Source organism: Paenibacillus sp. J2TS4, assembly GCF_018403245.1.
Taxonomy (GTDB): domain Bacteria; phylum Bacillota; class Bacilli; order Paenibacillales; family NBRC-103111; genus Paenibacillus_L.
Window position 1 is genome coordinate 112,751 of the sequence record NZ_BOSH01000015.1, and the last position, 23,890, is coordinate 136,640.

The 23,890-nt window shown below is 50.7% G+C and carries 18 protein-coding genes and 1 riboswitch; of the genes, 5 read left to right on the top strand and 13 right to left on the bottom strand.

The window, feature by feature from the left end:
- Positions 1-43 precede the first annotated feature (43 nt).
- Positions 44-1,240, bottom strand: a complete 1,197-nt coding sequence (locus KJS69_RS24535) for a ParM/StbA family protein (RefSeq protein WP_213586440.1) — start codon at positions 1,238-1,240, stop codon at positions 44-46.
- A gap of 779 nt (positions 1,241-2,019) precedes the next feature.
- On the opposite strand from KJS69_RS24535, the gene KJS69_RS24540 reads away from it, so the two are divergent.
- Positions 2,020-3,684, top strand: a complete 1,665-nt coding sequence (locus KJS69_RS24540) for a hypothetical protein (protein ID WP_213586441.1) — start codon at positions 2,020-2,022, stop codon at positions 3,682-3,684.
- A 473-nt stretch (positions 3,685-4,157) separates the two neighbouring features.
- Here KJS69_RS24540 and cls read toward each other — a convergent pair whose 3' ends face one another.
- From cls to KJS69_RS24580, 8 genes are all read right to left on the bottom strand, one after another.
- Entirely contained in the window at positions 4,158-5,666 is a 1,509-nt protein-coding gene (cls, locus tag KJS69_RS24545) for a cardiolipin synthase (protein ID WP_213586442.1), read from the bottom strand.
- 229 nt (positions 5,667-5,895) lie between these two features.
- Complete coding sequence (locus KJS69_RS24550) at positions 5,896-6,756, bottom strand: SDR family oxidoreductase (protein WP_213586443.1); 861 nt, start codon at positions 6,754-6,756, stop codon at positions 5,896-5,898.
- A gap of 50 nt (positions 6,757-6,806) precedes the next feature.
- The gene (locus KJS69_RS24555) at positions 6,807-7,952 is read right to left on the bottom strand and encodes a GNAT family N-acetyltransferase (RefSeq protein ID WP_249730693.1); all 1,146 of its coding nucleotides are present in this window, start codon (positions 7,950-7,952) and stop codon (positions 6,807-6,809) included.
- A gap of 5 nt (positions 7,953-7,957) precedes the next feature.
- Entirely contained in the window at positions 7,958-9,268 is a 1,311-nt protein-coding gene (locus KJS69_RS24560) for a F390 synthetase-related protein (protein ID WP_213586444.1), read from the bottom strand.
- Positions 9,259-10,128, bottom strand: coding sequence for an MBL fold metallo-hydrolase (locus KJS69_RS24565; protein WP_213586445.1), 870 nt, complete (start codon positions 10,126-10,128; stop codon positions 9,259-9,261). The genes KJS69_RS24560 and KJS69_RS24565 overlap by 10 nt, the downstream gene beginning before the upstream one ends.
- Complete coding sequence (locus KJS69_RS24570) at positions 10,121-11,122, bottom strand: NAD-dependent epimerase/dehydratase family protein (RefSeq protein ID WP_213586446.1); 1,002 nt, start codon at positions 11,120-11,122, stop codon at positions 10,121-10,123. Before KJS69_RS24570 ends, KJS69_RS24565 begins: the two co-directional genes overlap by 8 nt.
- Positions 11,119-12,321 (bottom strand): ATP-grasp domain-containing protein, encoded by a 1,203-nt coding sequence (locus KJS69_RS24575; protein WP_213586447.1) that lies wholly within the window; start codon positions 12,319-12,321, stop codon positions 11,119-11,121. The genes KJS69_RS24570 and KJS69_RS24575 overlap by 4 nt, the downstream gene beginning before the upstream one ends.
- Positions 12,311-13,309, bottom strand: a complete 999-nt coding sequence (locus KJS69_RS24580; protein ID WP_213586448.1) for a beta-ketoacyl-ACP synthase III — start codon at positions 13,307-13,309, stop codon at positions 12,311-12,313. Before KJS69_RS24580 ends, KJS69_RS24575 begins: the two co-directional genes overlap by 11 nt.
- Before the next feature lie 394 nt (positions 13,310-13,703).
- Here KJS69_RS24580 and KJS69_RS24585 point away from each other — a divergent pair, with 394 nt between their 5' ends.
- A complete protein-coding gene (locus tag KJS69_RS24585) occupies positions 13,704-14,969 on the top strand; it encodes a Glu/Leu/Phe/Val family dehydrogenase (protein ID WP_213586449.1) in 1,266 nt (421 codons plus the stop codon).
- A gap of 232 nt (positions 14,970-15,201) precedes the next feature.
- On the opposite strand, the gene KJS69_RS24590 is transcribed toward KJS69_RS24585, so the two are convergent.
- Together KJS69_RS24590 and KJS69_RS24595 are read right to left on the bottom strand one after the other, a co-directional pair.
- Positions 15,202-15,999 (bottom strand): TatD family hydrolase, encoded by a 798-nt coding sequence (locus KJS69_RS24590; protein WP_213586450.1) that lies wholly within the window; start codon positions 15,997-15,999, stop codon positions 15,202-15,204.
- A gap of 6 nt (positions 16,000-16,005) precedes the next feature.
- Positions 16,006-16,806, bottom strand: a complete 801-nt coding sequence (locus KJS69_RS24595) for an ABC transporter ATP-binding protein (RefSeq protein ID WP_213586451.1) — start codon at positions 16,804-16,806, stop codon at positions 16,006-16,008.
- Between the two features lie 117 nt (positions 16,807-16,923).
- Positions 16,924-17,035: riboswitch (TPP riboswitch) on the bottom strand.
- Between the two features lie 301 nt (positions 17,036-17,336).
- On the opposite strand from KJS69_RS24595, the gene pdxK reads away from it, so the two are divergent.
- Both pdxK and KJS69_RS24605 read left to right on the top strand, forming a co-directional pair.
- Positions 17,337-18,155, top strand: a complete 819-nt coding sequence (gene pdxK / locus KJS69_RS24600) for a pyridoxine/pyridoxal/pyridoxamine kinase (protein ID WP_213586452.1) — start codon at positions 17,337-17,339, stop codon at positions 18,153-18,155.
- A gap of 658 nt (positions 18,156-18,813) precedes the next feature.
- Positions 18,814-19,902: a M42 family metallopeptidase gene (locus tag KJS69_RS24605; RefSeq protein ID WP_213586453.1), complete on the top strand. Its 1,089-nt coding sequence runs from the start codon at positions 18,814-18,816 to the stop codon at positions 19,900-19,902.
- Between the two features lie 68 nt (positions 19,903-19,970).
- Here the strand turns inward: KJS69_RS24605 and KJS69_RS24610 are convergent, their stop codons facing one another.
- Both KJS69_RS24610 and KJS69_RS24615 read right to left on the bottom strand, forming a co-directional pair.
- Positions 19,971-20,438 carry a tetratricopeptide repeat protein gene (locus KJS69_RS24610; protein ID WP_213586454.1) on the bottom strand — a complete coding sequence of 156 codons (468 nt, stop codon included), beginning with the start codon at positions 20,436-20,438 and terminating at the stop codon, positions 19,971-19,973.
- 153 nt (positions 20,439-20,591) lie between these two features.
- A complete protein-coding gene (locus tag KJS69_RS24615; RefSeq protein WP_213586455.1) occupies positions 20,592-22,082 on the bottom strand; it encodes an MDR family MFS transporter in 1,491 nt (496 codons plus the stop codon).
- A gap of 356 nt (positions 22,083-22,438) precedes the next feature.
- On the opposite strand from KJS69_RS24615, the gene KJS69_RS24620 reads away from it, so the two are divergent.
- Entirely contained in the window at positions 22,439-23,854 is a 1,416-nt protein-coding gene (locus tag KJS69_RS24620) for an RNA-guided endonuclease InsQ/TnpB family protein (RefSeq protein ID WP_213586456.1), read from the top strand.
- The last annotated feature ends 36 nt before the right edge of the window (positions 23,855-23,890 follow it).

The following is a 23,890-nucleotide window of genomic DNA, read 5'->3' on the forward strand; positions in this document are numbered from 1 at the left end:
TTTGGAGCGCCGTTCATAATGCAGCGCTTGGCCGCCGCATCGTTTAGACCGCTTTTTTCGCTTTGCTCTTCAGAGCGTCATAGATTTTACCCCGCACGAAGGCATCCAGGCCTTGGGCATTCATAGTCACCGCATATTGAGCGGGAATGTACAGCAGTTGAATTTCTCTCTCGTCACAAAGCTCCTTCAGCATCGGATAAAGGATCGAGCGCATTAGAATGCTTCCTCCGCCATAGACGCAAATAACGTCAATTTCGTTCCTGGCCTTGGTCAACTGCTTGCGAATGTTCTGAATGATATGGCGGGATTGCCCTTCCAGAGGCCTTCTCAACGTCTTAATCGCGCGGGCATGGTATTTGTGCCGGGGATTCTTGATCACATCGCTGAAAAATTGCCTTGGGCTGTCCGGCAAATAAATAAGACGGTTAAACTCGTCCAGCGCCTCCTCAATCGCGTAACCGGCGCCGTGGTTGCTGCCGTGAATGAATTGGCGCAGAAATTTATTTCCTTCTGTAATCGGATATTCCGTCGAACCGTCGCCAATGTCGATGTGCAGAATTCTTTTATCCTTAAAGTAGCTGCCGTTGAACTTCTTGTCCAGCCCGTAGGTTTCTGCAAATTCTTTAAAAATATCGCCCTCACGCCAATTGCCTTCCGTATCCTTCTGCAAGGCGAAGGTAACCGGGGTCGCTTCGGGGATCGCTTTGGCATAGACGAAGACAAGCTTCACCGTCACACGCTGTTTGCCCAGATGAACGGTTACGTGGTGAGGGCCGTTCGTAAATCTTTTTTCAAACTTGGAGGAGCTTTCATCCGTGTGCTGAGTAATCGGCAGGGCCGTGGCCATATCGACCTGCACCTCGATATTATCCACCACTTTCTTCTCTTCCTCATAAGTTTTTTGAACCGCTACAGCTGCAATCTGCGCCAGCGTGTTAATAATTGGAAGATCGACATCGCACTTGCGGTCGAGTCCAACCTGCATATTCTCGATCAATTCGCCGCTTTCCAGAGCGAACTTGCCTATGTAATACATTCCCGGACGGGCTGCTGGAGAATCAATCGTCACAATCAGTTGATCCTGAAGGTTTTTGATAAAACTCTCGGGGGCCTGCTCCTCACTCCACGGCAGTCGATCTACGGTGCAATTCACATTCGGCTGCTGAACCAGCTTTCCATCGACGATGATATCGTGTTCGCTGTTCCCGTTGTCATTCCCTACGAAAAAATGAATTTGCATAATTGTGCTCCTCCTCTTTCTCCTTACTTGGCTCTTTCTCCTTACTGGATCCGCTAGACAGCGTATCTTAAATTCCTATAATGTATGAGTGCTTCGAACCACACATTTTCCTGCTTCCCATGGACTATTTCTGGCAGAAAATAATGACTGGCTTACCTACTTCGATACGGTTTAATCTCATCAGGACCTGGTGACTGGACAAAGACGACATACCATTAATATTCGATTCAAGCACTCAATTTCCTGCCGTAAGCTGCAATTCAGTCATAATGTACTATTTGGTAATACCGGCTTGTCAGGCTCAGTCATTATTATACAGCAGCCACCTAATGGTTGCATCTTTCGAGTCGATTCGCCACGGATTTTTCGTGTCCACTGGACATTTTATGCGCAGGACTCTACAATTCTTGTAGGTGTTATGCTAGACTTGGGGAAATTTTGCACTCCATTTTTTTGTTTAGTGATATTTCGAGAAGTAACTTATCTGTAACGAGAAATACCAGTTTTCGCAGAAGCCCCGCTTCGCATTAAAGTGCAAAAATACCTCTTAATTTCAGTGTTAGCCCAGTTAAAGCAATTAGAGAGCAAAAGTACCTCTTAATTCCACGAAATCGTCGTTTTTCGCAAAATACAGGCAAATATAGAGCGTTTTTGCACCTGAATCTGTAAATCTGCAAAAATCGAGGAGTTGAAGTGCATGTTTGCACCTAATTCCACGTACCTGATGACCGAAGCCATTTTGAGCCACCCCAATAATAATGTCAAAGGAGACCCGCACGATGAGAACATGGCAAACCCGAAAAACGGACATCCTCCGTCTTGCTGCGGAAACGGCTCTAGCTTTACCCGTTCTTCCGAGCGGATTCTGGTTTCATAAAGATATTCGCGACAACTTATTTTACGCGCTTCACTTGCATGTTGCCGCCTGCAGAGAGGACATTGCGCTGCCGGTGGACGACCACACCGCCAAGACCCGGGCCGAAGAGATGCTGCTTCGGGTATTGAGACTGCAGCAGCGGAATCCGGAGGAAGAGCGTTACGGACATTGGCCGTTAAATTTAGGAGACGAGCCGGCGTCCGCCCCTCCCCATCCCTTGCCTGCGGAACTCGTTGGCAACATCCTGAGCTTGTACTATGTTAAATTCAAAGCAATCCTGAGCCATACTTTGCAAGAGGAGTTGCAGACCAGTCTGACCCATCTGTACCAGAGCCGGCTATACGAAATTCCTCAACAGGCCTATCATCATCACGAAGCCAAGCTGTTCAATATGAAGATAGCACTGGGGACAACCCAAGGGGATGCGGCACTGGTTGAGGAAGGTCATCAAAATTTGCTTGCCATCCTCAACACGTTGAGAACGAAAGGAATGCAGGAATATGGCTGTCTGCCATGGTTCTGGCATTGGGTTCAAGCCTTTACCTGCACCTGGGAAATGACGGATCAGCCGCAAGTTAAAGAAACGGCGGCAAGTATTCTGGAATGGCTGTGGACCTATCGAGCCAAATGCTACTTGAAAGGAGTATGGATCGGACCCCGTTCCCGCTCCTTGGGCCATGATGCCCCGGCCGATCGAAACTTCATTGCGGACTACATTCAATTCGGGGATTTCGAGCTTCCGTCCACTATTTACCGACTGGAAGGATTCGCCTTATTCGACTATGAGGTGCCAGCCACAATTGTAGAAATGGCTCTCGACGAGACTCCCACAGAGTGGAACTTTGCCGTTCCTCCTCATCCGCATACCGCCAATAAAGAACCGCTGTACCAGACGATTTATCGGACGGGACAATTTGCTGTTGGCGGAGTATACAAGCGGGTGGAGGAATTCGATAACGAGCAGATTCGCTGGACAGTCTCGTTACCTATCCGGAAGGACGCTACCGCCAACCAGGCCTATTTCTTCCATCCGGGCAAACGGTACAAGCCTTTGGATCTGCGCCATGCCAGCGATTATGGAGAAATCCTGCTGCATCGGCAGGCAGTGGCAGCCTTGTACCCCGTTCCCGAAGGGGAAGACGGTACGATCGTCGGCTCCTTGCCTCTCGGTCAGTGGACGACTCGCGGCAACGATTGGTACGGCCGCATAGACAACCTCTATCTCGCGGTTTACCTGGCTAACCCGGCTTCCGCTTCGATCGCGCGGGATCAGCTCGCTCTTGGCTGCCCGGGATCAGATAACGGCGTCCTCATGGAAGTGATCGAAACGGAAGCCGCTGAAGCCCAAGGGATAGCATCCCTGGAACAGCTGGCCGAGAAGCTGGCGGGGAGACGGCCGCAGTTCGTGAGAGACGAACAAGGAACCGCAGTTTCCTACCGCACGTTGCGGAACGATGACCTGCTCCTCCACGTTGCCGATAGCGGACAGGTTGAGCGGAAGATTAACGGCCGTGATCTGGCCTTCGACTCTTTTGAATCGATGACGCGAATAGTGACGAGGGATTAACGATTTCCAGGTATTTGCAAATGTAAATGACTATCTTCGTTTCTCCACAGTCTGGTGAAAAATAAGTAAGACCTGCAAAAGTGCAGGTCTTAGGCAGGATTTTAGTCGAAATCAGCCTATATCATGCAAATGTGCAGGTCGCTTTAGCCATTTGGCCGATTTTCTCCTTTTGGCAGGGAATGAACATGCGCTTTTGCACGTCTTCTTCGATATTTACCGGATTTTCGCAAATCGACATGCACTTTTGCATGTCGATTTTTGCTCATGTCCTTGCGCATGTGATTGTGCCATATCTTGGCACCTTTCGAGTAAACATTTATATATTAAGGAGCCATTCCTTCGGAACGGAATGGACAACTGCCGCTATAATAATCAGCCGTTCACTTGCATAAAATATACGAGAATTTCCATCTATCGAACAGACTTCCAATAGTTTTAAGACCCTAACTTACATTATTTTATCCTGCTTTCCATCACAGAAGAGGAGACAACAGCCGAGCCGCCGATTCCATGAAGCGGATGTACCATTTTTTGACAAATTTATCCCTGTTGATTTGAGTCGAATCTTGAAGATCCGCCTGAAAATCGGATACGAGCGTACGGGTGCTTTCCGTCTGATAAATGAAGGCATTGACTTCAAAATTAAGATGGAAGCTTCTCATATCCATATTGGCGGAGCCGATCGACGCCATTTCTCCGTCGATAATTAATATTTTGGAATGCATGAAGCCTTTTTCATACTCATAGATCTGAACCCCGGCATCCAGAAGCTCCCGAAAATAGGAATGTGAAGCAAAATAAGGGAGCCATTTATCCGGTTTTTTGGGAAAAAGAAGCTTAACATCTACCCCGGACAGCGCCGCTACTTGCAAGGCCGTGTAAATATCATCATCCGGGATAAAGTAGGGGGTGGCGATCCAGATCGAGCGTTTGGCCGAAGTAATCATCGAGAAGAATAAATTTTTGAGTGTCCGCCACTCGTTGTCCGGACCGCTGGCTATCATTTGAACCGCCCCGTCCCCTTGCGTTTCCGTTAAAGAAGGAGATAAATATTCCGGATTCAGATGCGCCTCCCCGGTCATATAATGCCAGTCCTGCAAAAAAATAATTTGCAGCGTGCGAACGGCTTCCCCACGAACGAGAATATGTGTATCCCGCCAAAATCCGTAGGTGGTGCTGCGGCTTAAATATTCATCCCCTACATTCAACCCGCCAATAAAACCGACTTCCCCGTCAATGACGACTATTTTGCGGTGATTACGGAAGTTTACTTTATTCGACAACAGCGGAATATATACAGGAGCAAAGGCGACTACCTCCACCCCGGCCTGTTTCATTTCATCCAGAAAAAAGGTCGGCAGCTTCAGACTTCCCACCGCATCGAATAAAAAGCGGACCTTTACCCCCGCTTTGGCCTTCTGAATTAAAACTTGTTGAATCTGGGTGCCGATCTCATCATTTCTATAAATGTAATACTCCATATGTATATGGTGAACCGCCTTCTCCAGCTCATTCAAAATAGCCGAAAAGGTCGCGTCTCCATTGGTCAATATTTCCGTTTCGGTCGAGAACGATATCGGACTTTTGCCCACCGTCTGTGACAAGCGGAACAGATTTTGCTGACTTTCGGGGAATTTCGCCAGGATATGCTCATTAGCTAAAGAACGATTTTCGATAAAAGTATACGCCTGCGCGTCCCGTAATGCTTTCCGATTAAAGTTGCGGCGCTTTCTGTAGTTCTGACCGAACATCAAATAAAAGAAGAAGCCCACAACCGGCACTAACGCCAAAACCAAAATCCATGCCACCGTGCTGGAAGGATGACGATTCTCCATAAAAATAATCAATCCGACAAAAAGGACGGCCAAAGATGTCGTCACACTAAAAAAAGTGGCGAGAGTATGGCCAAAGTTTAGATTTAAGTAGTACAGCAAGGCAGCTACAATAATAGTTAAAATAGCGATTTGAATAGACCGTCTCATCTGCTTCCCTCATTTATCTGGCACCTTTTGTCAAAACATCACGGTGATTAACTTGGGCAGTCCCGACCCGTTCGGCTGCGGGTCTCCAAATTCCGATCCCGCTCCGTTATCCAGAAAACCAGCTTCCTTGTTCACCGCAACAGCCAAGCTATTTCATTATAACCGATAAATTCACAGATTATCGGCTTTTGGAGGAAAATTTATCCTCCATTCTATAGGCAGGTTACATTTATCCTCTCAAAATGCGAAGAACGAGCTTCTCCAGCCACCGCCACGGCAGAATCCGCCGTCCGGCGCGAAGCAGGAGCGAGCCCCGCCCTGTCGGATAACGAAGTCCGGGCCGGGAAGTGCGGGCGATCTTGGCGACCATCTCCGCAACATGCTCGGGTCCGGGAGCAGTATCCGCCGCCCGGCGGGAAAAGCGCAGCACCGCCTCCATCCATTCCCGGTAAGGGGAGCCGGAGCGGATCGTGATCGTGTCGAATCCTTTTTGCCAAATGGCGGTGTTGTAGGCGCCCGGCTCAATGAGCACCACGTGCACGCCGAACGGGAGCAGCTCCAGCCTCAGCGCTTCGCTGAAGCCTTCCACGGCAAACTTGGAAGCGGCGTAAGGAGCATACCCGGGAAGCCCGAACAGTCCGCTTATGCTGCTCATATTAACGATCGTTCCCTGCCGCCGCTCACGCATATAAGGGATCACCGCCTTGGTGACAGAGACGAGGCCAAAGAAATTGGTCTCGAATTGTTCACGCCATTCCTCCAGCGGCACTTCTTCCGCATATCCTCCGCAGGCATATCCGGCATTATTGACTAACAAATCAATATGGCCATATTCCTGAACCGTCTGTTCAACGACATCGTCGATAAGCTGTGCGTCGGTGACGTCCAATTGCCTGAGTTGGATGGCCGATGCTACTTCCGCTCCTTCCTGCTGCGCCATCTGAAGCAAGGCGGTTCCTCTGCCCGTGTTCCTCATCGTGGCCATTACCGTGTATCCTTGCTTCGCCAGCGCGATACAGATGTGCATACCGAAGCCGCTGGAGCTCCCTGTCACGAGCGCCACAGGCCGGCCGTGTTTACCAGCGTTCATCCGACACCCCCCTTTGTCTAATGCTTTATCCAACGATTTTGTCCACTTCCTTACAGCTTTCGTTTCTGCATGATCGGCACTCCCCAGCGGTGCGTAATGTCCGCCAGCACCGTCCAGCGCATTCTCCTAGTGGCAGGCAAATGCTTGTCGTAGACGACGGTGTACTCGATTCGGGGAACAGCGCCGCGACACCGCTTGAAGCCGGCCGCTCCCGAGCTCTCATTCAACAGCAGCCCCTGCCGCTCGGCCTCGCGAACCAGCACTACCGACAGCATCCGGTAAAGGCCTGTTTCCATAGGCAGGCTCGTATCGTAGCCAAAAATAGGGGTCGTCATCACACCATTGCGGGTAAAGTACCCCAATACGGCGTCGATCTTCCCCTGCTTGCGCAGAACGTGATAACGCAGCGTCCCTTCACGGAGAGTCGTCGCGAAATAATGCTCGGTGAACTGCGGATTGCACCGGGAATATTTGTCCAAATACAAAGCGTTATAAAGCTCAGCCATTCGCGGGACGTCATCCGGACCCAGATCTTCGGAGCCGATCACTTCATAGCCGCTCTGCTCCAGCAGCTTGCCGTCTCTTTTCAACAGCCAGCGGGCCTTGGACGGAAGAGACTCCGGGTGCACGGTGTCCAACTCATACACTTGCCGGCTGCCGATCATTTTGTAGCCTTCGCGCAGCAAAGCTTCATAGAGGACAGGGTCCGTTCCCGGGTTGACCGAGCGAAAGACGAGCGCGTGCGCCGGAAAGGCTTCTCGCAGGCGTGCAGTCAATAGGGAGACCTCTTCCGCGGTCAGAGCCGGATACAGGTTGGTGGAGACGAGCCAATTGTTAAGGTGCACCACCTGATTGATCCGGCCCATTCTGAGCCACAGACCCATCGACCGGAGAACCGCTCGCAGCGCAACCTCCAATCCGGGACTCTTCAATAGAGCCAGCTCCTGAAGCGTATAGGTCACATAATGAGTATACGGGGAGCAAACATACGAATTATTATACTCCCCGTCATTGACGGTCAGAGGCACCACTACCCTATCGTTCACCTTCGCCAACATACAGCGGGTCCGTACATTGTGGATGTAGGCCTCTGTTCCTCCGCGCATCAGCGGCAGCCAGTAACGGCAGGCATACTGGCCATCCTCTGTGTCGGGCCACCTCATCCGCTCCATATCATTCCGATCGTACAGCTCCACCGATGTCAAGGAGCAAACCTCCTCTCCACTCGCCTTAGCTTGCGTTCAAGTGATCCCCGTGCGTATTCCCGGAATCGGATATCCGGGGCTTCGCAGCGCAGCCGTCCCCACAGCTCCAGCAGCGCTTGGCGAACCTGCTCCTGGCAGATCATCTCAAGCTCCGGCTGAACCTTAAGCGCACATTCGATGAGACGTTCGGAATGCTGTACGATCGAGTATTCCTTGATCTCTGACGAGGCGCTCAGAACCGCTCTGCGAATGAAATCCGGGAAGACCGGCCTCCTGCGGCCGTCGGCAAGGGAACGCACATAGTAGACATCATCGCTGCGGCCCTCTATTTGTTCCAAGGCAAGCCGTTGGGACCCGCATGGACAGGGCTCCTTTCGTTCTGTCAAAATATCGTTAAGCCGATAACGGATGATCGGCTGGGTCATTCTCCGAAAATCAGTCAGAATCGGAATAAACTTGCGCTCAGCGCCTTCCAAATACTCCTTCTCAAAGATGACCAAATCTTCATTGAGGTGCAGCGTGCCATGAGTGCAGGTAGCCCCCAGGAAGCCTTCCGTACATTGATAAACCTGGTGGATCTTCCCGTTCAAACGCTCACTTATGTATTGCTCGTCCAATGGATCGAGAACCTCGGCTACGGATACGATTTTGTCCGGCTCCATACGCAGGCTCCCCTCATCCGCCGCTTCGGAGAGAAGCCTCAGCACCGATGGCGGAGCAACGAGCAAGGTCGGGCGGTAATGATTTAAGGCAGATACATGCTTCTCGACCGGATCCAGCATATCGAAATACTGGAACCGAATCGGTCCCTTGCGCACCGAATTATACAAATTACTGTTCGCTCTTAGAAAAAAAGCAACCCGGTGCTTGCGAAACGGGCTGCCCGGCAGTACCTTGGCCATTATGGTGCCGGCCCAGGCCATTTGTTCCCGCCTGCTGACCAGAAAGACTCCCCTATGTCCAGAGGTACCCGAGGATAAGCCGACGGTGACGCCTCCGAGGGTCGGCGAGAAATCCCGGCTCTTTTCCGCTTCCCACGCAACCTGCAATGCTTCCTCCAAACGAATTCCTACCGTATTCAACCGGTCAAAATGGTCCATCATCACTTGTTTATCGATAATGGGCAGCTCTCTCCATTGTTCCAGCAGCAGCCCTTCCGAACGCTCCCGGTAAAAAGGAGTCTTCGCCAGCACAAGCCGAAGATGCTCCCGTACCTTCCGTTCCTGCCATAGCAGCAGATCTCGCCGGCTCGGCCAATGTTGTCCGTAGCGAGTCCACAGGTAATCTTTCATTAGTGTTAACGGCATCCGGGCATCTCTCCTTTCCGGATATGGGACCAGACCTCCCCGCAATGCGTCGGCACAATTCTCACCCCTGGATTGGCCTGATGCAGACGGTGCAGATGATCCAGGTTGCGCACATATTCCTGCCAATCGCTTTTAATGAGCTTGGCCAACGGATGGGGCAGGCGGTTCTCGCGGTAGGCCCTGCTCGACCAGGCGGAATCGGCGCAGAGGAACACTTCTTCTCGTTCGGTAGAGAAGTAAAGGCCCAGCATGCCCGCGGCATGACCCGACACCTCGACAGCGATCAAGCTGCCGTCTCCCAATAAATCGTAGCCTGTCCTGAACGGGTGCATCCGCGCATCGAGCTCAATCGGCACGGCATACTCCTCCACGAGAAGAGAACGGGCCTCAATGTTCGAAGGGACGAGCCCTGGAAGAAAGCCGGCCAGTAAAGCGGACCAGCCTCGCCGTGAAGCAACAGCTCTGTACGCTTTACGCATATAGATGAAGGTAGCCTCCGGGAAATCGATCAGACCGCCAATATGATCGGCATGAAAATGCGAGACAATGATGTATTTGATACTGCGGGCATCGATCCCTTCCCTCTGCAGCTGATTCACGGCGCTTTCTTCCTCGCGAAAAAAAACCGGGGTCATCCGTCTGTACAGACTATAGGGAAATTGGACCGTTTCCGTAAAGAAACGGGACGAATACCCGGTATCGTAAAGGATCGGACCCAGGACCGGGTGCTCGACGCAAGCGAAGACAGCGGGAAATCCGATTGTGCGGCGAGTCCCCCCGCGCAGAGTTAAGTACTCCGAATGCGTGCAATATCCGGCGGCGAATAACCGGTACCGTACGTTGACTCTATTATTAATCATCGGTCCCTTTCCTCCACCAATCTGCAAATTTAAGGATACCGTCGGAAATCGTTACTTTAGGTTCATAACCGAGCTCAACCCGCGCCCTGGTTATATCCAGCGTCTGATTCGTCCCAAGGACTCCGACGGTATAGCGGGTAATCAGCGGTTCCTTGCCGCCGGCGAACAGTTTCGCCCCCCATTCCAATCCTCCCGCCAACCAATAGACAGCGCGAAAAGGCAGCGGCTTGGCACGCAGAGGTTGCCTCAGGACGTAGAACAGGTTCTCCAACAATTCAGCCAGCATAACCGGTTCTCCGTTAGTAATATTATATTTGCGGCCAAGCGCATCCGGACCGGCCTCGGCACAGAGCAGAAGAGAATCGACGACATTCTCGACATAAGTAATGTCGATCTTCGCCTGCCCCCCGTTAATGAGCGGAACTTTCCCTCGTTCGTTCGCTTTGAGAAGACGGGGGAGAATGGCCTGGTCGCCGGGGCCAAAAACGCCGCGGGGACGAATGGTAATCGTCTCAAGGCCGCGCTCGTAAGCTCGATCCACCTCCGTCTCGGCCAGCAGCTTAGTAGCCGCGTAGAAGTTTACCGATCTCGCAGGCAGCGGGTCATCCTCCTTGATGTTCAGCCGGTCTGTATAATCGAAATAGATACTGGGCGTCGATACGTGAATAAGCCTCTTCACCTTATGCTCGAGGCAGCCGCCGGCCACGTTGCGTGTTCCGATCACGTTGCTCTGATAGAAATCGTCATATTTTCCCCAGGGAGAGGACAAGGCGCCGCAATGAAAGACATAATCTTGGCCTTCGCATGCCTTCATTATAGAGGCTTCATCCTGCAGATCGGCCCGGATATAAGTGATTCCCTCAGCCGCGAGTGCGATCTTCCTGCCCTGCTGTGCATTCCGGCCAGCCGCCGTCACTTGCCATCCCATGCCGGCCAACCGCAAGGCCAGCTTGCCGCCGATGAATCCGGTCGCCCCGGTTACTAAAGCCCTCATGCTTCGCCATTCCATTCCATATCCATAGTCATCGCCTCCGCAATCGAAATTCCGTTTGCCCTGCTCTTTCGCCAAAAATACAGCAGCACCGCCCCTTGAGCTGCAAATGGCATCGGGTCGGCTATCCGAAACACCGCATCGCGGCTGTTAACTAAGGCAGACAGCCAGTCGCGGAAACAGGAAGAAGCCCCTTGTTTCCATCCGTACAGCAGCATCGCTCCCTTAATGACGGTGGGCCGGTTATCCGATGGGAGGACGATTGGCCTGTTTCCAGAGTTCAAGAAGGCCTCGTCCAGTCTGTCCTTCAGACGGAACAAGTGGATGCCGCTGGTGGAACGGGGATTGCATTCCAGCGGATATAGCTCCCCCTGCTCCGTCTCTATAAAATCAAATGCGATCTGTCCGGTAAATCGGATGGCCGTCACAAATCGGGTTACCCAATCGAGCAGTCCCGGGTGGTTCATCAACTTAAACCCAATGCTGGCTCCTTGGCCCGCCGTGAATTTAGCGGCATAAACGGCGTGGGCCGCCAGCTTGCCGTCATGAACGATGCTGTAGGTGCAGTAGGGCGTCCCGGAGATGAATTGTTGACCGACCCAAGGATAGCGGGGAGAGATGAGAAGATCTTGTGCGCTTATGTCTACGTTCTTCCCGCCATGAATGACTCTTACCCGGGAGGCAAACCGCGAATAAACCGGCTTCAGCACATATTTCATGTCCTGGCTTCCTTCCTGCAGGTAGGCCTCGACTTCGGAGAGCGATTGGAGCAATCGTGTCCCCGGCGTCAGAAAGCCCAGTTCGTCTGCCATCCTTATAAATTGCCACTTATTATGGAGCTGGCCCAGATTGGCAATGTCGTCCACAAGCACCTCGCAATAAGGAAGCAGGCGGTCCCGATACCGGGAAATAGCAAATACCTCTTCGCACGTAGGAATTAGCCATTGCACCTGTTCGGATCGGACAATTTCTACTAAAGCATCAATATAGGCGGCCGGGCCCCGATTTATCTCTGGCAGCACATAATTGCGGGCGGTGTGTCTGGATGCCCCGCAGAGCGAATGAGGGACACTGTCCGCCGTCACCACTCTATGTCCTGCACCCGCCCACAGTCTTACCAGTTCCAGAGCCGCAGGAGCTCTGCCTCCGGTAATCAGAATGGTGATCGGACATTCCCGGCCTGTGGACCGATCAATAGACAAGCACCATTCCTCCCAGCGATAATCCTGCGGATGTACCGAGCAGCAGCACGCGGTCTCCCCTGTTCACTCTTCCTTGCTTAGCCGCTTCATGAAGCCCCATCGGGATCGAGGCAGCAATCGTATTCCCATGATTCGGTGTAATATAAACGAGCTGTTCTCTGGAAATGCCCAATTTTTCTGTAATCAGCCGCATAGCCATAGCACTTCCTTGATGAGGAACGACAACATGAATGTCTCTCATGGTCAGTCCAGCAGACAGCAGGAGCTTGTCGACAAATGGCGGGAGCAGCTTGGCAGCCATCTTAAAAATTCCTCTGCCATTCATATGAAACAGAAAGTCTTCTTCTCTGTCCGCCGTATGCTCCCTAGGGTGAATCCGCGTTCCACCGCCTCTGATTTCCGATAGATGGGCACCCTGACTGTAAGTCTCCATACTGGAACACACTATTTTCGATACTGCGCCTGCAGCCGATCTTCCGATCACTACCGCTGCTGCCCCATCTCCGAACAGCGCTCCGCTTTCCTTATGGCGCCAATTCAGCCCTATGGAAGCGACCTCCGTAGAAACTAGCAGCACTCGTTCATATCTTCCTGCGTCTATTAAATAGGAAAGCACATCCAATCCCGTCAAAAAGCTGAGACAGGTAGAATTCACGTCAAAGCAAGGGATTCCAGAGGTCTCCCCGCCCATCGCCTTCTGGATCAAAGCGGCCGTACAGGGAATCGGCTGCTCCGCGGTGCCGCTCGCACACACCAGACAATCGATATCGGATAGACGGAGCCCGGCATCCTTAAGTGCTTCATAAGCGGCGGCTGCTCCCATTTCTGATGCCGTTTCCCCCACCGCGAAATGGCGGACATGCACATCCGTTTTGCGCAATGTCCATCCCTCTGAGGTGCCTAATCTCCGATCCATTTCATCAGATTGGACTCTTCTAACAGGCAAATACTTCCCTGTTCCTAGAATTACAACGTTTCTTGCTTGCATTATCGGATTTCTCCTTTTATCCCACCGGAGTTTATTCCATGAGTTCTACCTTTTTGCTTCTGCTGCCATTTCAGTGTTTAATTGTTTAATAATGATTGCCTCTCTCTTTTCCAATATCAGTGAGTTTACATTGAAATAATCCTATTATATCATGCTGTACATAGATTCCTACACAATTTGTACCATGGTATTTCCAAGTATTACTTAATATTGCTAAATAACACTAAATCCTTAATTCTTAGCCGATATTTTTTAGTGATAAGTTTTATTTATGGACCAAAAAAAGCATTTAATTTCCTTTTATCAGACATTTCCTCTATAATAAAGAATTACTAAGCGGTGAGTTGGTCGTCAAGTTCAAAAAAGATTATATCCAGAAAGGTTGTTGATAACCATGCAGGCACAAGTTGTAGGACAACAAGAAGATCTAAACCCATTTGATATTGTGCAGAGGCAAATCGAAGCTGCAGCATCGATCCTCGATCTGCCTAAGCATGTTGTTGAAATTTTAAAGAAGCCCAAACGAGTGTTAGCGGTGTCCTTCTCGGTAAGAATGGACGACGGATCGGTCAGAGTGTTTGAAGGGTACCGCTCCCAGCACAACGATGCGATCGGACCTACCAAGGGAGGCATTCGCTTTCACCCGGACGTGACGATGGATGAAGTGAAAGCATTGTCCATGTGGATGACCTTCAAATGCGGAGTCGTCGGCCTTCCTTATGGCGGCGGCAAGGGCGGAGTCATCTGCGATCCCCATACCTTAAGCAAGGGCGAACTGGAAAGAGTCAGTCGCGGTTTCATGGAAGCCATTGCCGACATTGTCGGACCGGAGAAAGACATTCCCGCACCAGACGTATATACGACCCCTCAAATTATGGGCTGGATGATGGACACCTACAGCCGTATCAAAGGTCAATATTCCCCTGGAGTCATTACCGGCAAGCCTCTAATCATCGGCGGATCCAAAGGACGCAACGAGGCCACAGCAAGAGGCTGCGTCTACACTATTATCGAAGCACTTAACGAATTGAATCTATCCCCCGGACAGACAACGGTCGCTATCCAAGGGTTTGGTAACGCCGGACGTATTGCTGCAGACCTGCTATCTGAGATCGGCTGCAAAATCGTAGCTGTAAGTGACTCCAAAGGAGGCATCTACAATCCGGAAGGACTGGACTTGAAAGAGGCTGAACGACTGAAGGACAATGCTTCTCTTCTCGATTACGGCACTTCTTATCATATATCCAACGAAGATTTGCTGGCATTGGATGTGGATATTTTAATTCCTGCGGCTTTGGAGAACGTTATTACTTCGGCTAACGCCCACCGGATCCAAGCCAAAATCATAGCAGAAGCGGCTAACGGACCGACGACCCCGGGTGCCGACAAAATTCTGATCGAGAAAGGAATCATTGTCATACCGGACATTCTGGCTAATGCCGGAGGCGTTACGGTTTCCTACTTCGAGTGGGTTCAGAACCTTATGAACCATTACTGGAGCGAGGAAGAAGTGAATTCCAAGCTTCAGGAAAAAATGATCAGCTCCTATCACGCCGTTCGTAAGCTGTCCAAAAAATACAATACCGATATGCGTACAGGCGCTTTTATGATTTCCTTGCTCCGAGTTACCAAAGCTATGGAAGCCAGAGGCTGGGTCTGATCGATTTTTTGGAGCATACGTAGCATTAACTGCAATACCTGAAGAATACCTCAAGATTTACACCGCTGATGCGCAGTTCGAAGAGGGCTATCCCGAGGCAAATGTGTTGCTAATGGGATGGCCCTTTTTTAATTACATATTGAACGTCCGCTGCTCCCAAGGACTCTGACAGAAGTTTTTCTCATATGTATTGACAATTTTAACCTGGACATAATAACGAAAGAGCATTGATTTATCCATAGAAGCTTCTTGTATTCTCCAGCACTAATTGAGCACATTCACGAGAATCCACCCTCTTAAGACGGGCCAGCTTATCGACAACGGCGGCAAGCATCCATGGATGGGTTCTTTTGCCCTGGAACGGTCCTTCGAATGGCCATGGCCCGTCCGTTTCCACCATCATTTGCTCCAATGGATACCGAGCGGCCAGTCGCCAAATCTCTTCCTCATAGACGATATCCGGCGTTACAGATACGTAGTATCCATTGCGGATCATTCGTTCCGTAGTCTTGTCACTTCCTTTGAACCAGTGAAAATGCGCTTTCGCCACATTATGCTTTTCCAGCAAGTCGCAAACCATCTCTGCATCCTCGTAGACCGCATGCAGAACGACAGGCTTGTTCACCTCTGCCGCCAAACGCAAACAGGATTCCAGCCATTCTACATAGGGCTGAAGGTCTAAACCGCCCTCATTCTCCTGAGCCCACTTCGCCCGGCGGGTATAATACGGCAAGCCCACTTCCCCGATGGCCGCCATCGTTCCCTTCTGCTCTTTCATCCAGCTCAGAAGAGCATCCTGTTCCTCCTCCGGCAATAAAGGCTGTTCGGGGTGGAAGCCGTATGCGGGCCGAATCAGCCTTGGGTAGTCCGCATGCAGTACCTGAGTCCTCCGACAGGAAGGCCCATCCGTCGATACCGCCACCAGCCCTTCGATACCGTTCTCGGGCATTTCCCGCAGCATGCCCGCTAGTTCATCATCAGAGTACTGATCCAGATGAATATGAGCGTCTATATAACTCGCTTTGTCCATTTCCGCTCACCTACTTCGGCTACCGGCTTGCTCCCGCATCTTGTGCTGTTCTTCCTTCATCCGCTCGTAAATCTCCTGTCTTAGTTGAATAAAAGACGGCTCAGACAGCAGCCGTTCCTCTCGTGGGCGGGAGAAAGGGATCTCTATCCTTCGCAAAACCCGAGCGGGCTTACTGGATAAGAGATACACAGTATCCGACAACAGCAAGGCCTCTTCGATATTATGCGTAATAAACAAAACCGACCGTTGGTTTTCTTCCCAAATGTCCAATAGCCAGCGCTGCATCTCCGCTCTCGTCAAAGCGTCCAAAGCGCTGAACGGCTCATCGAGGCACATCAACTCTTTAGGGCTCAGCAACGCTCTAATGAAGGCGACGCGCTGCTGCATCCCACCGGATAATACATGCGGATAAGCTTGCTCGTAACCGCTTAGTCCGACCTTTGCCAGCCAGGCTCTCGCTTCCCTCCGCGCCTCCTGCTTCGGCAGCCCGACAATTTCCCGAGCCAGGATGACGTTATCTTCAATCGTCCGCCAGGGAAACAAAGCCGGCTGTTGGGGCATGTAGCTGATATGACCTTTTTGCCCGGTCACTTCCTTTCCTTCAAGGATTACCTGACCTTCGGTAGGCTGGATCAAACCACCGATAATATGAAAAAGAGTGCTTTTCCCACAGCCGGAAGGACCGATAATCGAGACAAATTCTCCTTTGTGTACGGTTAACGATATGTCTTCCAATATTTGTGAAGCTTTGCGCTTGCTCTCAAACCTTTTGTAAATGTTCCGTAAAGCCAATTGCTCGCTGGCCATTCGACCTTCACCTCCGCATTTCGAGCCCCTGTAAGATTTTGCCCAGGAAGCCGAAAGCTATAACCATTCTCGTGTTAAAAAAACGCCCCCTTCCGGGAGCGTACGCATGTCAAATTAAGCCAAAAGCAGCTTCTTTTCCTACGCTGGCATTACCCAGATCAGGTTTAAGGGTTCGTATCTTGAGGGATACCATCTCAGCCGGCCAATTCCAGCACCCCGAGCAATATTAAATGATAACTACCGCAAGGATACGCAGTGCGGTTCTGATGCCATTATAGCCTTTGCCGCGATGTTTGTCCATATTTATGGTGCTAAGCGGTGCTATGGCCAATCGCGAATTAGCTCTCGCTCCAACCAACGAGAATAATCATTTTACAGCAAAATTGAGCAGGCCTAAAGACGAAGCTTTTTTGCCAGAATAGGTTTATTGAATGGCGAAATCATAGTAATATATTTAGGTAGTCTAATTTGTAGCAACTTGTCGATTCCTGACACCACTATATATTCGTAAAGGAGAGCGTTATTTTAACATGAAAAAAGCACTAACAATCGCAGGTTCTGACAGCAGCGGCGGCGCCGGAATCCAGGCCGACCTCAAAACCTTTCAGGAGCTGGGAGTGTACGGCATGACCGCCCTGACTACGATTGTCGCTCAGGATCCTCACAATAACTGGTTCCATAACGTCTTCCCGATATCGACGGATGTTCTCGAAGCGCAATTAGAGACAATTATTTGTGGAATAGGCGTGGATGCCGCGAAGACGGGAATGCTCGGATCGATCGAAATTATCGAGCTGGCCGCAAGCAAAATCGAGAAATACAATCTGACCAATGTCGTAGTAGACCCTGTGATGGTCTGTAAAGGGGCAGACGAAGCGCTGCATCCGGAAACTAACAACAGCTTGCGTGACGTGCTTGTTCCCAAAGCTCTCGTGGTGACTCCAAACCTGTTCGAGGCTTCCCAGCTCAGCGGATATGGCCCTATCAAATCAGTCGAGCAGATGAAAGAGGCCGCCGCCAAAATTCATTCGCTGGGAGCGAAATATGTGCTCATTAAAGGAGGCGGCAAGCTGGTCAGCGAAACCCGTGCCATTGACCTTCTGTACGATGGGGATACCTTCGAGATTCTGGAATCGGAGAAAATCAGCACCACTTACACCCATGGAGCAGGCTGCACCTACTCGTCCGCTATTACCGCTGAATTGGCCAAGGGTAAGACCGTCCGGGAAGCCATTCACACGGCCAAAGCATTTATTACGGCGGCCATCCGCCACTCCTTTGCACTGAACAGCTATGTCGGTCCTACGAATCATGGAGCCTATCGCAATTACGAAGGCGGCGGCATTTAAACAGATAACATAGTCCGGTTGCTGTGCGAGAATGTTTCGCCGGTTCCCGGACTTTCTTGTTGCGGATATACATAAGATACTGGATAATCGAGCTTTTATCATGAACTATAAAGTTGAGTTAGCTTGGTCAACCGGTGCGAACCTCTTTTAGGCCATTGAAGTGCAGTAAGTACCTCTTAAATTTCCTCGTTTACTCCTCTTGAGCGTTTGAGGTGCAAAAGTACCTCTTAATTTCCTCATTTATCCCTCTTGAGCGTTTGAAGTGCAAAAGTACCTCTTAAATTGATGAAATCATCCTTTTTTCGAGAAAAGTGGAAAATGGAGAGCATTTTTACACCTTACTCACAAAAAATGCGAAAACAGCACTATTAAAGTGCACATTTGCACCTTGATTTCATTTCCCATGTCAAATCGGCTTCGTGGTATACTTCGTGATCAAAGTCGCCTTATTTGACCTATATTTTGGCACTATAGGTACAAGAGCCATCGCACGGAAAAAGACGTCTTTAGGATGGGTTTTAACTTTGCAAGCCTACCGCGCGAAGGCCCATTCGCGACCTAATGGATTTGTTTTTGGTTTTTGGTTTCTGATTTCCATATAATGTGATAAAGTGATGAAGAAACAAACTATAACCGTTTTCAAGGGAGGAATAAGAAGATGGCTGAGCTAGACACAACATTACAAATGCTTAAAGCTTTAACGGATGCGAATGGAGTGCCGGGTAACGAGGACGAGCCCCGCGCCGTAGTGAAGAAGTACATAGAGCCTTATGCTGACGAAATCTCCACAGACCGGTTAGGGAGCCTGATCGCCGTCAAGAAGGGCAGCTCCGAAGGACCCAAAATTATGGTGGCCGGCCACCTCGATGAAATCGGATTCATGGTTACCCATATTGACGATAAAGGCTTTCTCCAATTCCAGACGCTGGGCGGCTGGTGGGAGCAGGTTATGCTGGCCCAGAGAGTCACGGTCGTGACTCGTTCCGGAGAAAAAATTCCTGGAGTGATCGGCTCCAAGCCTCCTCATATTCTGCCTCCCGAGGCGCGTAAGAAGCCAGTGGAGAAGAAAGATATGTTCATCGATATCGGCGCCTCCAGCAAGGAAGAAGCGATGGAATTCGGCGTCAGGCCGGGAGATTCCATCTTCCCCGTCTGTGAATTCACCGTGATGAAGAACGAGAAGCTGCTGATGGCCAAAGCTTGGGACAACCGGATTGGCTGTGCGATTGCCATTGATGTGCTACGCCAGCTTGAAGATACGGACCACCCGAATACGGTTTATAGCGTTGCTACCGTGCAGGAAGAAGTCGGCCTTCGCGGTGCGAAAACCGCTACCCACCTGATTCAGCCGGATATCGGCTTCTCCGTGGATGTCGGAATTGCCGGAGATACTCCGGGAGTAAGCGATAAGGAAGCATTGGCCAGAATGGGACTCGGACCGCAAGTGCTGGTCTACGATGGCTCCATGATCTCCCACCGCAGATTGCGGCATCTGGTAACCGATACGGCCGATGAGGTTGGCATTCCTTATCAGTTCGACTTTGTCGCCGGAGGTGGAACCGACGCCGGAGCTATCCATGTGACCGCTAACGGAGTCCCCGCGCTCGCCATTTCCATTCCGACGCGCTATATTCATACGCATGCCGCTATTCTCCACCGCGATGATTATGAGAATGCCGTGAAGCTTATTGTGGAAGTGATCAAGCGGCTCGATCGCGCCAAAGCGGATGAAGTCATTTACGGTTAAATTACCCTAAACAGCGCCCCACTCCTCTATTCCAGAGAGTGGGGCGCTTATTGGTTTCCCGTAATCAATCAGCCATGCCACATCAGCAGTAGCAGAGTTAACAGAAGAATATTAATGAGGATCATCCCGCCCAGAATCGGCTTGACGGCGCTGCGGTTTCTCCGCTCTCCAGCAGTGGCTCTCCCATCATTCCCTGTCCGAATGGGATGACGCGGAGGCGATTCTTCCTCCAGAAGATTCCTCATTGCGGAGCGGGCCTTTAACGAATAAGGAGAAGATAAATCCGGTCCCGCTTCCAAGTAATGATGCAGGGCTTTGGAATAATTCCCTTGCCGTTCGTATTTCTGGCCTAGATGATAATGTGCTTCTGCCGACGAAGGGTCGACGTAACGAAGCACTTTATCATAATAGGCGGGGTCGCCCCGGTTCAAATATAGATTGTGACGGATGTGAACCAAATTCTTTTTTAAATAAGAGGGGAATCTTCCTAAGCTTCGATCGATCACACTGCCCGTCCCCAGCCTGGCGTTGTCCATAACCTGCCGTCCCCTTCCTCACCCTAGCCATAGTTTGTCCGATAGAATTATCTTCCTGTAATCTATAGCTATGATTAAGAAAGCCATACTATGACTTCCCATGGTTGGCAGCCAGCAGATCCATGGACAAAGACTTCACTCTGCTTCCTCTGATTAACCCTGCTGTGCCGACTTCTGCTCCCCCGCATTCCGAGGCAGGAGAAGCGAAATAAGGAAGCCTGCAGCCGCGATGACCAGCAAAGCAAGAAAAACATGATTCACCCCGACAATGAGCACCTTGCGAAGGCTATCCTGAACAGCAGGGTCCAGCTGGCCGGCCAACTGCGGGTTGATCAGCCGGTTCATCGCGTCCATATCGACTGATTCCCCGGCAGCCTGCTTCTCCTGAATGCCCGTAAGGAGTCTGGAATTGAAGTACGTTCCCAATAAGGCGGCTCCGACGGTCTGACCCAGGTTGCGAAAAAACACGTTGGAGGAGGTAGCTACTCCGCGCATCGACCAATCCACCGCCGACTGAACGCTCACGGTACCCAGCGTTACGATGAGACCGAAGCCGATCCCCTGAATCGCTGTGATCAAATAGAGCTGGAACTGCGGGCTTTCCGAGCTCAGCAAAGAAAGCCACAGGGTGATGACAATAATCAAGCTGTATCCAATGACGGAAGTAAACCTCACTCCCCGCTTCATCAGCAGCTTCCCGCAAAGAAAGGACCCAAACATCCAGGTTAAGGACATAGGAGTCAGCACAAAGCCCGATCGAGTAGCACTAAAGCCGAGCACCCCCTGTACCCAGATTGGAATGTATACGGTCAATCCAATCAGAATCGCGCTGACCAACAAAGAGACAATATTCGTTACCGATATAGCCCGAATGCGGAACAGCTGAAGCGGGATTAAAGGGTCCTTCACCCTCGACTCGATGAACAAGAACAGCACCATCAACACCGCAAAGGCGACTAACAAGCCAACAACAGCGGGAGAGGTCCATTGATCGCTTTCTCCCCCTTTCTGCAGAGCATACAGCAGCGAGAACATAGCGGCCGCAAAAACAGCGGCTCCCCAGTAATCGATATTTTTCTTCGTCTTTTCCACCGTCTCCTTAAAAGAAATTCCAAGCATCAGCATCGCAGCAATGCCGAAAGGAAGATTAAAGAAAAAGATCCAATGCCACGAGATCTGGTCGACGAAAAAACCGCCCACCAAAGGGCCAAGAACACCGGAAATTCCCCACACCATTCCGAGCATCCCGATCATCTTCGCTCTCTTCTCTACCGGGAATATGTCCCCGATAATGATGGAGGCTATAGGAATGATGGCTCCGGCTCCAATGCCTTGCAAAGCCCTAAATACAATCAGCTGCTCCATCGTCTGTGAAACGCCGCACAAGGCCGAGCCAACTAGGAAAATAATCGTTCCGACAAAAAAGATCCGTTTGCGGCCAAACAGATCGGACAGCTTGCCGAAAATAGGCACCGTTATGGCGGAAAGCAGCAGGTAGATGGAAAAAACCCAGTTCATTAGCTGAAGCCCCTGGAGCTCGCTGACGATTTTGGGCATGGCCGTACTGACCACCGTCCCTTCTATCGCTGTCAAAAAAGTTAGAATCATCAGTGAGCTCATCACTAGACGCGCATTGCTTTTCATTGTATTCCCCTCGAACTCCCCTCAATTCCATAATTTACACTGTCCTCTAGTATAGCAAATCACCCTATGTAAAATGAACCAAAGGATTAACCCAAATATATAAACTGCCCTCAACCTGCTATTTCTTCGACACCTGATCCCACAAGACAGCGACCATTCTTCCATACATTTCTACAGCTTCCGCCGATATTCCTATCTACCATTTCTCGGAGAGGACTCCCCCTTCTATAAGTGGCGAGGTGAATCGGCAACTTCCCGAATCTTCCTGCGAGATGTTCTTCCCTTCCTAAATCATTAGCGATACAATTATAACAGGAACGTGCATTCGTTTTTGGGTAGCGGAAGGAGGTGAAGTCATGCCAGATTCAACGTTCATGTACAGAACCCAGCAAGTGTGGATCAAGCCAGGCCATCGCTTGTTTGCTTACTTGGATCAAGCATGTCAGAATGCCAAGAACGTATATAATACGACGAACTTTTACATCCGACAGGTATTTACTGCTTTTCGATCGAAGAAGAAGTTGCAGCCGTTGCAGCAGCAAGTTTTGGATACGATCACAGCGCATGTGGATTTGATGAACGAGCGGCGAAGCAACAAGAACCGTCTACATCCGTTCCAGTTGCCATCACAAGAAAAACCCTTTATTCATTACCACTTTTTGGACGCCTTGTTCAAAGTGATAGATCAAACCGATTATCGGTCGCTCCCGGCGCAGAGCAGTCAGGGGATCATGAAGGTCGTCTTCCACAATTGGAAGGCCTTTTTCCAGAGTGTCAAGGACTACCGCAAGCATCCGGATAAGTACAACGGGCCGCCCCGTATTCCGGGCTACGCTCGAAGCAAAGTGAAGGAAGTTGTGTTCTCCAATCAGGATTGTGTCATCAAACATCAGAAGTTTCTCAAATTTCCAGGGACCCAGCAGCAACTGAACATCGGCAAGCTGGGCTGTACCGACGGGAAACTGATGCAGGTGCGCGTCATTCCCAGCCATGGCCAGTACGTAGTCGAAATGGTCTTCGCGCATTCGATCGAAAAGAAGGAAGTCTCGTCAGAACATGTGCTGGCGATAGATCTTGGTGTCGACAATCTTGCAACCATCGTCACGACGACCGGGGCCAAACCGGTGGTGGTGAAGGGCAAGATCGTGAAATCGATCAATCAGTATTACAACAAAATAAAAGCGTACTATACCGGTATTCTTCGACAAGGGAAGAAGCCGCGTGAAGGCATACACACCTCCAGACGATTAGAACGGCTGCATCTAAAGCGTCAACGACGAATCAAGGACCTGTTTCACAAAGCGAGTCATCGTATCGTCCACATCGCCGTGGAGCAAAAGGTGGGTACGATCGTCATCGGTCATAACGATGGATGGAAGCAAGCCCCTGCGATGGGACGGCGTAACAATCAAACCTTCTGTCATCTTCCCCACAAGAGGCTGATCGAAATGATCCGGTATAAGGCGGCTGAACGGGGGATGAAGGTGATCCTGACCGAGGAATCATACACTTCTAAAGCCAGCTTCCTGGATCAAGACCCGTTGCCGCGCTATGATGAAGAAGGAACATGGTCCTTCACAGGCAGACGGATATATCGCGGGTTGTACACAAGCCCACAAGGATTGATTCATGCCGACGTCAATGGCGCAGCCAATATCATGCGAAAAGTATTCCCAAACGTTTCTGCCAAAGAAGCGAATGGGATAGAGGGGTTGGATGGTCACCAGACCATCAACGTGTCAACTCCACTGGTGTTAAGCCTCCTGAGATAGCTCAGGAAGAGACATCAGAAACCCCCACTTCCATCG